This is a genomic window from Kitasatospora sp. NPDC057223 (assembly GCF_042669755.1).
Taxonomy (GTDB): Bacteria; Actinomycetota; Actinomycetes; order Streptomycetales; family Streptomycetaceae; genus Kitasatospora.
Genome location: NZ_JBHUWW010000208.1, coordinates 1 through 10067, shown reverse-complemented (window position 1 = coordinate 10067; position 10067 = coordinate 1). Strand labels below are relative to the sequence as shown.

The 10067-nt window shown below is 73.7% G+C and carries 10 protein-coding genes; 3 read left to right on the top strand and 7 right to left on the bottom strand.

All coding sequences use genetic code 11. The annotated features are described in order from the left end of the window. Nucleotides 1-119 precede the first annotated feature (119 nt). The 5 genes from fabF to ACFUK0_RS38100 all read right to left on the bottom strand — a co-directional run bounded on the left by fabF (nt 120) and on the right by ACFUK0_RS38100 (nt 5122). Nucleotides 120-1385 (bottom strand): beta-ketoacyl-ACP synthase II, encoded by a 1266-nt coding sequence (gene fabF / locus ACFUK0_RS38120; RefSeq protein ID WP_380258308.1) that lies wholly within the window; start codon nt 1383-1385, stop codon nt 120-122. 137 nt (nt 1386-1522) lie between these two features. Further along, nucleotides 1523-1768, bottom strand: a complete 246-nt coding sequence (locus ACFUK0_RS38115; protein ID WP_380258306.1) for an acyl carrier protein — start codon at nt 1766-1768, stop codon at nt 1523-1525. Between the two features lie 97 nt (nt 1769-1865). Next, complete coding sequence (locus ACFUK0_RS38110; RefSeq protein WP_380258304.1) at nt 1866-2915, bottom strand: beta-ketoacyl-ACP synthase III; 1050 nt, start codon at nt 2913-2915, stop codon at nt 1866-1868. After that, a complete protein-coding gene (locus ACFUK0_RS38105) occupies nt 2912-3856 on the bottom strand; it encodes an ACP S-malonyltransferase (RefSeq protein ID WP_380258302.1) in 945 nt (314 codons plus the stop codon). The genes ACFUK0_RS38110 and ACFUK0_RS38105 overlap by 4 nt, the downstream gene beginning before the upstream one ends. A 90-nt stretch (nt 3857-3946) precedes the next feature. Then, nucleotides 3947-5122 carry a PucR family transcriptional regulator gene (locus ACFUK0_RS38100; protein ID WP_380258310.1) on the bottom strand — a complete coding sequence of 392 codons (1176 nt, stop codon included), beginning with the start codon at nt 5120-5122 and terminating at the stop codon, nt 3947-3949. A gap of 255 nt (nt 5123-5377) precedes the next feature. Here ACFUK0_RS38100 and ACFUK0_RS38095 point away from each other — a divergent pair, with 255 nt between their 5' ends. Further along, the gene (locus ACFUK0_RS38095; protein ID WP_380258300.1) at nt 5378-6154 is read left to right on the top strand and encodes a pirin family protein; all 777 of its coding nucleotides are present in this window, start codon (nt 5378-5380) and stop codon (nt 6152-6154) included. 55 nt (nt 6155-6209) lie between these two features. Here ACFUK0_RS38095 and ACFUK0_RS38090 read toward each other — a convergent pair whose 3' ends face one another. After that, on the bottom strand, nt 6210-7043 hold the full coding sequence (locus ACFUK0_RS38090; RefSeq protein ID WP_380258298.1) for a serine hydrolase domain-containing protein: 834 nt from the start codon (nt 7041-7043) through the stop codon (nt 6210-6212). Between the two features lie 109 nt (nt 7044-7152). On the opposite strand from ACFUK0_RS38090, the gene ACFUK0_RS38085 reads away from it, so the two are divergent. Both ACFUK0_RS38085 and ACFUK0_RS38080 read left to right on the top strand, forming a co-directional pair. Then, nucleotides 7153-7653: a MerR family transcriptional regulator gene (locus ACFUK0_RS38085; protein WP_380258296.1), complete on the top strand. Its 501-nt coding sequence runs from the start codon at nt 7153-7155 to the stop codon at nt 7651-7653. Beyond that, nucleotides 7650-8654, top strand: a complete 1005-nt coding sequence (locus tag ACFUK0_RS38080; RefSeq protein ID WP_380258294.1) for an aldo/keto reductase — start codon at nt 7650-7652, stop codon at nt 8652-8654. The genes ACFUK0_RS38085 and ACFUK0_RS38080 overlap by 4 nt, the downstream gene beginning before the upstream one ends. A 22-nt stretch (nt 8655-8676) precedes the next feature. Here ACFUK0_RS38080 and ACFUK0_RS38075 read toward each other — a convergent pair whose 3' ends face one another. After that, entirely contained in the window at nt 8677-9870 is a 1194-nt protein-coding gene (locus ACFUK0_RS38075; protein ID WP_380258291.1) for an alpha/beta hydrolase, read from the bottom strand. Nucleotides 9871-10067: the final 197 nt, after the last annotated feature.

The following is a 10067-nucleotide window of genomic DNA, read 5'->3' as shown; positions in this document are numbered from 1 at the left end:
TCTCCACCCCCACGCCGCAATCCGTTTTTGTTGGGTGTCTGGGGGGCTCGTTTTGGTTTACACGCGACCGCGGGGGGCCCCGCGCTCATCGAGCGCGGGCCCCACTGTCAGTACTGCGGTCAGACGCTGCGGAAGGCCAGCACCACGTTGTGGCCGCCGAAGCCGAACGAGTTGTTCAGCGCGGCGATCGGGCCCGCGGGCAGCTTGCGGGGCTCGCCGGTGACGATGTCCGCGTCCACGTCGTCGTCCAGGTCGTCGACGTTGATGGTCGGCGGGGCCAGCCGGTTGTACAGCGCCAGCACGGTGGCGACGGTCTCGATGCCGCCGGCGCCGCCCAGCAGGTGGCCGGTCATCGACTTGGTCGCGGAGACCGCGATGTGGTCGAGGTGCTCGCCGAGCTCCTTGCGCAGGGCCTTCAGCTCCGCGGTGTCGCCCTGCGGGGTCGAGGTGGCGTGCGCGTTGACGTGCACGATCTCGGACTTGTCGAGCTGGTTGCGCTCGAACAGGTCGGCGAGCGCGCGGGCCACGCCCGCACCGGTCGGCTCGGGCTGCGCGATGTGGTGGGCGTCCGAGGACAGGCCCTGGCCCACGGCCTCGGCGTAGACCCGGGCACCGCGCGCCGCGGCGTGCTCGGCGGACTCCAGCACGATCACGCCGGCGCCCTCGCCGAGGACGAAGCCGTCCCGGGCCTTGTCGTACGGGCGGGAGGCGCGCTGCGGCTCGTCGTTGTTCTTGGACATCGCCATCATGTTGGCGAAGGCGACGATCGGCAGCGGGTGGATCGCCGCCTCGGTGCCGCCGGCCACCACGACGTCGGCGCGGCCGGTACGGATCATCTCGATCGCGTAGCCGATCGCCTCGGCGCCGGAGGCACAGGCGGAGACAGGGGTGTGCACGCCCGCGCGAGCGCCGACCTCCAGGCCGACGTTGGCCGCCGGGGAGTTGGGCATCAGCATCGGGACGGTGTGCGGGGAGACCTTGCGGACGCCCTTCTCCTTCAGTACGTCGTACTGGTCCAGGAGGGTGGTCACGCCGCCGATGCCGGAGGCGATGACCGCGCCCAGGCGCTCGGGGGCGAGCTTGGAGGACACGTCGGTGGCGGGCGTCTCGTAGCCGGCGTCGGCCCAGGCCTCGCGGGCGGCGATCAGCGCGAACTGCGCCGAGCGGTCCAGCTTGCGGGCCAGCGGCCGGGGGAGGATCTCGCCCGGCTCGACCGCGGTGCGCGCGGCGATCCGGACGGGGAGGTCGGCCGCCCACTCCTCGGTCAGGACCTTCACCCCGGAGCGGCCGGCGAGCAGGCCGTCCCAGGTGGAGGCGGCGTCGCCGCCCAGCGGCGTGAAGGCGCCGATACCCGTGACGACCACGGTGCGGTTTTCAGCGGTCACTGGATTGTCTCTCTCACGTGTGGCGGGGTTTTCGGCGGCGCCGGGGGTGGGGCCCGGCCGGGGCGCTCCGCGAGCGGGGAGCCCCGGCCGGTCTAGCGGTCGGGCTGGCCGACCTGGCCGGTCGTGGTGACCGAGGCTCAGACGTTCGCGAGGATGTAGTCCACGGCGTCGCCGACGGTCTTGAGGTTCTTGACCTCGTCGTCCGGGATCTTCACCTCGAACTTCTCCTCGGCGGCCACGACGACCTCGACCATGGACAGCGAGTCGACGTCGAGGTCGTCCGTGAAGGACTTGTCGAGCTCGACGTCCTCGTTCGGGATACCGGCGATCTCGTTGACGATCTCAGCGAGACCTTCCAGGACCTCGTCCTTGGTAGTAGCCATGGTGGCTGCTCCTCTTCGGTGTTTGGTGCGGCCGCCCGGCGGGCGGCCGCGGTTCTCTTGACGGGTACGAACGGGTACAGCTGTACTGCGGATGTGCCTAGGGGAGCGTAACGACTGCCGCGGCGTAGACGAGACCCGCCCCGAACCCGATGATCAGGGCGAGATCGCCGCTGCGGGCCTCCCCGCTCTCCAACATGCGTTCCATCGCCAGGGGGATGGAGGCCGCCGAGGTGTTGCCGGTCTCGGCGATGTCGCGGGCCACCGGTACCGACGCGGGCAGCTTGAGTGCCTTGATCATGGCATCGGTGATCCGCATGTTGGCCTGGTGCGGGATGAACGCGCCGAGCTGGTCGGCGGTGATCCCGGCGGCGTCCAGCGCCTGCTGGGCGACCTTCGCCATCTCCCAGACGGCCCAGCGGAAGACGCTCTGGCCCTCCATCCGCAGGGCCGGCCACTTGCCGGCCTGGCCGGGGAGCCGGTCGTCGGCGAGGCCGTTGACGGCGTCCTCCTTGCCGAACGCGGTGTCCCAGGCCTCGGTCTGCGAGATGACGTCCTTCTGCGAGCCGTCCGAGCCCCAGATGACCTTGCTGATGCCCGGGGTGTCGGACGGGCCGACGATGGCGGCACCGGCGCCGTCACCGAAGATGAACGCGGTCGAACGGTCCGAGGTGTCGGTCAGGTCGCTGAGCCGCTCGACGCCGATGACCAGCACGTACTCGGCGCTGCCGCCGCGGACCATGCCGTCCGCGAGGCCCAGGCCGTAGCCGAAGCCCGCACAGGCGGCCGAGATGTCGAACGCCGGAGCGGTGCCGCAGCCGAGCCGCTCGGCGATCTCGGTGGCGATCGCCGGGGTCTGCTTCAGGTGCGAGACGGTGGCGACGATCACGCCGCCGATCTGCCCGGCGGTGATGCCGGACTGCGCGATGGCCTTGCCAGCCGCCTGCACCGACATCTCGGCGACGGTCTCGTCCTGGCCGGCCCAGCGCCGCTCGGCGATCCCGCTGCGGCTGCGGATCCACTCGTCCGAGGACTCGATCCAGTTCAGCACCTCGGCGTTCGGGATCACCCGGACGGGGCGGTAGCCGCCCACGCCGAGGATCCTCGAGTACGCCGCGCCGGTGGTGGGCCGGATCCGGGGGGTGCTCATGCGGACTGCTCCTGACCGCCGTGCTCGGCGACCAGCGCGCGCGCCTTGTCGAGATCGGCCGGGGTCTTCAGGGCCAGCGTCGCGACGCCCTTGACGTTGCGCTTGACCAGGTTGGTGAGGGTGCCGGCCGGCGAGAGCTCGATCACGGCGGTGGCCCCGAGCTGCTGGAGGGTCTCCATGCAGAGGTCCCAGCGGACGGGGTTGGAGACCTGCGACACCAGCCGGTCCAGCACCTCGGCGCCGGACTGCACGACCTCGCCGTCCCGGTTGGAGACGTAGGCCAGGGCCGGGTCCGAGACCACCAGGGTCGCGGCCAGCTTGGCGAGCCGCTCCACGCCCGAGGCCATGTGCTCGGTGTGGAAGGCCCCCGCCACCTTCAGCGGGATCAGCCGGGAGCCGGCCGGCGCGTCGGCCCGCAGGGCCTCCAGCTGCTCCAGCGTGCCGGCCGCCACGATCTGGCCGCCGCCGTTGTTGTTGGCCGCCGTCAGGCCGTGCTCCGCGAGCTTGGCCGCGACGAGTTCGGCGTCGCCGCCGAGAACGGCGATCATGCCGGTCGCGGTGGCCGCGGCCGCCTCGGCCATGCCCAGGCTGCGCTCGCGGACGAACGCCAGCGCGTCGTGCGCGGTCAGCACACCGGCGCCGGCGGCGGCGGTGATCTCGCCGACGCTGTGGCCGGCGACCGCGCCGACCAGCCGGCGGGCCTCGGTCTCGTCCGGGAACAGCGCCCGGGCGGTCACCAGGCCGGCCGCGACCAGCAGCGGCTGCGCGACGGCGGTGTCCTTGATCTCCTCTTCGGAGGCTTCGGTTCCGTAGTGCACCAGGTCGATCCCGGCGACCTCGGACCAGCCGCGCAGGCGGTCGGCGACGCCGTCCACCTCCAGCCAGGGGCTGAGGAATCCGGGAGACTGGGCACCCTGTCCAGGGGCGACGATTACGAGCACGGTTCAACCCTCTCTCGCCAGGCGCCCGCGGGCGGGTAGGCGACGGTAACGAAGAAAAGCACGCGGGATTGTTGGGTCCCTACAGCGCTGTCAGCTCTGCTCCCCCACCGTGCCGAGCCGGCCAAGCGCGAGTGCGATGCGCAGGGTGAAGGCCGAACGTACGTCGGAGGGAGCATAGCCCGTGACATCAGTCACACGTCGGAGCCGGTAGCGCACCGTGTTGGGGTGGACGAAGAGCATCCGGGCGGCGCCCTCCAGCGAGGAGGCCTGCTCCAGGTAGACGCTCAGGGTCTCCAGCAGGGCCGATCCGGCCTCTTCCAGCGGTGTGTAGATCTCCTCCACCAGCTGGCGGCGGGCCGCCGCGTCCCCGGCCAGGGCGCGTTCCGGCAGCAGGTCGTCCGCGAGGACGGGGCGCGGGGCGTCCGGCCAGGCGGCGCAGGCGCGCAGGCCGGCCGCCGCGGCGTGCGCGGAGCGGGTCGCGGACAGCAGGTCGCCGACCGTCGGGCCGACCACCACCGGGCCGGCCGCGAACTGGCCGATCAGTGCGCGGGCGGCGTGCACCGGCTCCTTGTCGCCGCCGACGACGACCACCAGGCGCTTGCCCAGCACACCGGTCAGCACGTGCAGCTTGGCGTAGCGGGCGGCCCGCCGGATCGCCTCGACCACGAGTTCGCTGTCCCCGTCCGGGGCGCTGCCCATCACCACCCGGACCTGGCTCGGCTGGCCCCAGCCGAGCGCGGCCGCCCGGGACAGCACTCCCTCGTCCGCGTCCCCGGAGAGCAGCGAGTTGACGACCAGCGCCTCCAGGCGGGCGTCCCACGCGCCGCGGGCCTCCGCCGCCTGGGCGTACACCTGGGCGGTCGCGAAGGCGATCTCGCGGGCGTACACCAGCACGGACTCGCGCATGTCCGCCTCGTCGCCGGGGGCGGCCACCTCCTCGATGGCCTCCTCCATCACCTCGATCGTGGTGCGGATCAGCTCGACGGTCTGGCGCAGCGTGATGGCCCGGGTCAGCTCGCGCGGCGCGGTGCCGAAGACGTCCGTGGAGATCGCCTGCGGGGCGTCCGGGTGCCGGTACCACTCGGTGAACGCGGCGATGCCCGCCTGCGCGACCAGGCCGATCCAGGAGCGGTGCTCCGGCGGCATCCGCCGGTACCAGCCCAGCTGGTCGTCCATCCGGGCGATCGCGGCGGAGGCCAGCTTCCCCGAGGACTTCTCCAGCCGCTTGAGCGTCGCCACCCGCCGCTCCGCGCGCTCCGCGATCACCTTGCGTTCCTGCGCGGTGAGGCGCGGCGCGGCCCGGCCCGCACGCGGCGAGGCGGCCCGGCCTGCCGCCTTCGCGGGCGCGGATTTCGCGGCCTGCACCGCAGCTGCGGCATCGTCGGGCTGGTCTGTCGTGTCGTTCTTGGCGTTCGCTGAAGCGGCTGGCACAGGACAAGACTGCCTCACCGGAGTGACCGCTTGTGCACAACCCCTCCGATCCGCACCGGTGGCAACGATCACACCGGCTACCGTGAGCCCGTGACCGACGCCGCCACCCGCCCCCGTACCGACCTGCGCCGCACCGCCGAGCGTTACCTCTCGACCCCCGCCGAGGGCATCGAGACCAGGCACGCGTTCTCCTTCTCGGGCCACTACGACCCGCGAAACACCAGCTTCGGCGCCCTGCTGGCCTGCAACGAGGAGCAGCTCGCCCCCGGCGCGGGCTACGACGAGCACCGCCACCGCGACACCGAGATCCTCACCTACGTGCTGGAGGGCGCGCTCGCCCACCGCGACAGTGACGGCCACAGCGGCGTGGTGCGCCCCGGCATGGTGCAGCACCTCGGCGCGGGCTCCGGCGTCACCCACACCGAACGCAACGTGGGCGGCGCCGAGGTGCCCGTCCGGTTCGTCCAGATGTGGCTCCAGCCGGACGTCTTCGACGCCGCCCCCGCCTACGGGCTGCGCCGGGTGGAGCCGGCCGAGGACGGGCTGACCCTGCTCGCCTCCGGCCTGGAGCGGGACGCGGCCACGCCGGCCCTGCGGCTGCGCCGCTCGGACGCCGCGCTCTGGCTGGTCACGGCCGGCCCCTGGCTGCCGCTGCCCGAGCTGCCCGCCGCCGCGTACCGCTACGCGCACCTGACGGCGGGCTCGCTGGGCTTCCGTACCGTCCGGGGCCCGCAGGGCGGCGGACGCTCGATGGAGCCGGGCGACAGCGCCCGGATCACCGGGGCGGCCTTCGCCGACCCGACGGCGGGCGAGCACGGCGCCGAGCTGCTGCTCTGGGAGATGCACTCGCCGCTCTCGTACGGCTGACGGCCCCGGGCGCCCCGCCACCCGGGCCGTCCGCCGGACGAGAGCGGGCGGGCACTCAGTCGTCCAGCTCGTCCAGGACGGCGTCGGTGAAGGCGGGCCAGGCCTCGGCCGCCCACGGGCCGAAGTCGCGGTCGGTGAGCGCGACGCAGGCCACGCCGGCCGTCGGGTCGACCCACAGGAAGGTGCCGGACTGGCCGAAGTGGCCGAAGGTCGCGGGCGAGCTGGCGGTGCCCGTCCAGTGCGGGGACTTGTCGCCGCGGATCTCGAAGCCGAGGCCCCAGTCGTTCGGCCGGCGGTGCCCGAAGCCGGGCAGCACGCCGCTCAGGCCGGGGAACGCGACCACCCGGGTGGCCGCCTCGACGGTCGAGCCGTCCAGCAGGCGCGGGGCCTGCAGCTCGGCGGCGAAGCGGCACAGGTCGGCCGCCGTGGAGACGCCGCCGGCCCCGGCCGGTGCGCGGTGCGCGGTGTCCAGGTAGGTGGCCCGCATGCCGAGGGGTTCGAAGACGGCCTCCGCGGCGTACTGCGCGAACGGGATGCAGGACGCCTTGGCGAGGGTCTCGGCGAGCACGTCGAACCCGGCGTTCGAGTACAGCCGGCGGGTGCCCGGCTCCGCCATCGTCCGGTGCTCGTCGAAGGCCAGCCCGGAGGTGTGGGCCAGCAGGTGACGGACCGTCGACCCCGGCGGCCCGGCCGGGTCGTCCAGCTCGAAGACGCCCTCCTCGACCGCGACCAGCGCCGCGTACGAGCTGAGCAGCTTCGTCACCGACGCGAGCGGGAACGGCCGCTCCTGCGGCCCGTCCGCACCCAGCAGCGCGCCGTCCGCACCGCGCACCACGGCGGTAGCCGCGTGGGGCACCGGCCAATCCTCGATCATCCGCAAGCTCTGCATGGCCCCGACTCTAACGAGTACCGCCGCGCCCGCCCGAGTGGGACGCTTGCTTGGAGTGCGCTCTAACTCACTAGCGTCGTAGACACCGCACACCAGGGGGTTCCGGTTCATGGCCACACTCACTCCGACCAGCGACGGCCTGCGCAGTTGCAGTGACGTCTACAGCACGCCGGACAGCGAGCCGGACCGGAACCCGCGGCACACCATCAGCGAGGTCGCGGCGGCCAGCGGCCTCACCGCGCACACCCTGCGCTGGTACGAACGGATCGGCCTGCTCGACCCGGTCGACCGCTCCTACTCCGGCCAGCGCCGCTACAGCGACGGGGACCTGGCCCGGCTGGCCTTCCTCGGCCGGCTGCGGCTGACCGGCATGTCGGTCGCCGACATGCTCCGGTACGTCGAGCTGGCCCGCCGGGGCCCGGTGACGGTCGGCGACCGGCGCGAACTGCTGGTCGCCCACCGCGAGGAGGTCCGGCAGAAGCTCGCCGACCTGCACGCGACCCTCGCCGTCCTCGACCACAAGATCGACCTGTACTCCGGCACCGCCGCCCGCGCGAGCACACCGCCCGCGGGCACTCCCGCCCACGATCAGAGGAAGCAGAGCGCATGACTCTCCCCACCACCAAGCTCGGCAGCAACGGCCCCACCGTCGGCGTCCAGGGCCTCGGCTGCATGGGCATGAGCGAGTTCTACGGCCCCACCGACACCACCGAGGCGCTGGCCACCCTCGACGCCGCGCTCGACGCCGGCGTCACCCTCTTCGACACCGCCGACATCTACGGCGCCGGCCACAACGAGGAGCTGATCGGCCCGTTCGTCCGCGCCAACCGCGACCGGGTGGTGCTCGCCACCAAGTTCGCGATCGAGCGCCGCGCCGACGACCCCGCCTACCGGGGCGTGCGCAACGACGCCGGGTACGTCCGCTCCGCCGTGGACGCCTCTCTGCGCCGGCTCGGCGTGGACGTGATCGACGTCTACTACATGCACCGCCGCGCCCCGGGCGTCCCGTTCGCCGAGTCGGTCGGCGCGATGGCCGAGCTGGTGCAGGCCGGCAAGGTGCGCCACCTCGGCCTGTCCGAGGTCACCGGCGCCGAACTGCGCGAGGCGCACGCCGTGCACCCGATCGCCGCGCTCCAGTCCGAGTGGTCGATCTTCTCGCGGGACGTCGAGCAGTCGGCGGTGCCCGCCGCCGCCGAGCTCGGGGTCGCGTTCGTGCCCTACTCCCCGCTCGGCCGGGGCTTCCTGACCGGCTCGTTCGCCGCCGCCGAGGAGCTCTCGCAGGACGACTACCGGCGCCACCACCCGCAGTTCAGCGGCGCGAACGCGCAGGCCAACGCAACGCTGGTCGCCCCGATCCTGAAGATCGCCGCCGGGCGCGGGGTCAGCGCGGCGCAGGTGGCGCTCGCCTGGGTGCACCAGCGCGCCGAGGTGCACGGGCTGACCGTGGTGCCGATCCCGGGCACCCGCAAGCGGACCCGCCTCGCCGAGAACACCGCGGCGGCCACGCTCCGGCTGACCCCGGAGGAGCTCGCCGAGCTGGAGCCGATCGCCGGCCGGGTCAGCGGGACGCGCTACGCCGACATGACCTTCACCTCGGCCGGCCGCGAGTAGCCCGGGGGAGGCCGCCGGAGCGTCAGCCCGCCTCGGGCTGCTGGAGGTTGACGCCCTGGTAGCGGCCGAGCGCGATCGAGCCGAAGTTGTGCAGGCTGTCGGTGCCCGGAGCCAGGTAGCCGTTGTGGCCGGAGGCGCCGGCCGAGGAGACGTCCTGCGCGCCGAAGCCGCTGCCGGTCGGGTCCGCGCCGTGGCCGAGCCCGCCGACCTCCAGGTACGGCACGTTGCCGATCCAGTCGTCGGGGTTGCGGGTCGCCCAGACCTGGACGCCGGTGCCGAGTTCCGCGGCGCTCTGCACGCCCATGCCGGGGCTGCCGAACACCACCATGTCGGTGGTGCCGGTGGTGTGCGGGAGGTCCGGTGCGGCGACCCCGCAGACCACCGAGCCGTACGAGTGGCAGAACAGGGCCGGGTCGGCGGCCGGGTCGGTGGTCTCGTCCAGCCCGTCGAGCAGGCGCTCCAGCCGGGGGGCGGCGACGTCGGCCAGCCGGGAGGTGACGGCGTCCGGGCCGAGGCCGGACGGGGTGACGTAGCCCGTCCAGGCGATCACGGCGGCGCGGGTGCCGGGGGCCTGGCGCTGCTCCTCGGCGAGCAGGGCCCGGGCCATCCCGGCGGGGGAGCGCAGCGGCTCGGCGGCCTGGTCGTGGTGGCCGAGGTCGGCGTCGGAGCCGGGGACGAGCACGGAGATCCGCTCGGCGGAGGCCAGGTCGCCGAAGACCTCGCTGACCAGGCCGCGGCCGCGCGGGTCGAAGGCCAGGATCTGCCGGCCCGGCTCCAGCAGGTGGGCGCAGTCGTTGGCGCGCGAGACGGCCAGGGCGCGGGCGGTGGAGTCCAGCGAGCGGTCGGCGGCGCGGTCCTGGGCCCGGTCGCGTTCGGCGGCGATCGCCGCCCGGTTGGCCCGGTAGCGCAGGTCGAGCGGGGCGCCGTCGAGGTTGCCGACCACCAGCGGGTACTCGGCGAGCAGGCGGGCCTGCTCGGCGGGGGTCAGCGCGGCGAAGAAGGCGGCGACGGCCCCGGCGGTGGCGGTGGCCGGGTCGGGCAGGGCGCGTCCGAGCGAGTGGTCCTGCACCCAGGCGGCGCTGCCGGCGGGCGGAGTCGCGATGGCGACCTGCTCGGTGGAGGCGGCTGCCTGCGCGGCGGCCGCGCCGGCGTCCACGAGTACGGCGCAACCTGCGAAGGCGCCGATCAGTACACGCTTCCAACGCCTTCGGCGCATCGCGTCAACTCCCTCAGGGGCCCGTGACCGTCACTGCGGGCGGGGCCCGGAGGTCGTACGACTACCTACAACTCCGGGCAAGCGTAGGTGCTCCGGGGGAGCGATGGACAGGCTCAAACTGTGTGATGGGTCACATCATCCTTGTTGTCCGCCGGGCCGCACGCGCGCCGCGCCGCACCGGGCGGACGGGCCCGGTG

What these genes read in the sequence shown, in the direction of transcription:
- ACFUK0_RS38115 (WP_380258306.1), bottom strand. Translation starts at nt 1,768, where the DNA reads ATGGCTACTACCAAGGACGAGGTCCTGGAAGGTCTCGCTGAGATCGTC.
- ACFUK0_RS38085 (WP_380258296.1), top strand. Translation starts at nt 7,153, where the DNA reads ATGGCCACACTCACTCCGACCAGCGACGGCCTGCGCAGTTGCAGTGAC.
- ACFUK0_RS38080 (WP_380258294.1), top strand. Translation starts at nt 7,650, where the DNA reads ATGACTCTCCCCACCACCAAGCTCGGCAGCAACGGCCCCACCGTCGGC.
- ACFUK0_RS38075 (WP_380258291.1), bottom strand. Translation starts at nt 9,870, where the DNA reads ATGCGCCGAAGGCGTTGGAAGCGTGTACTGATCGGCGCCTTCGCAGGT.
- ACFUK0_RS38110 (WP_380258304.1), bottom strand. Translation starts at nt 2,915, where the DNA reads ATGAGCACCCCCCGGATCCGGCCCACCACCGGCGCGGCGTACTCGAGG.
- ACFUK0_RS38090 (WP_380258298.1), bottom strand. Translation starts at nt 7,043, where the DNA reads ATGCAGAGCTTGCGGATGATCGAGGATTGGCCGGTGCCCCACGCGGCT.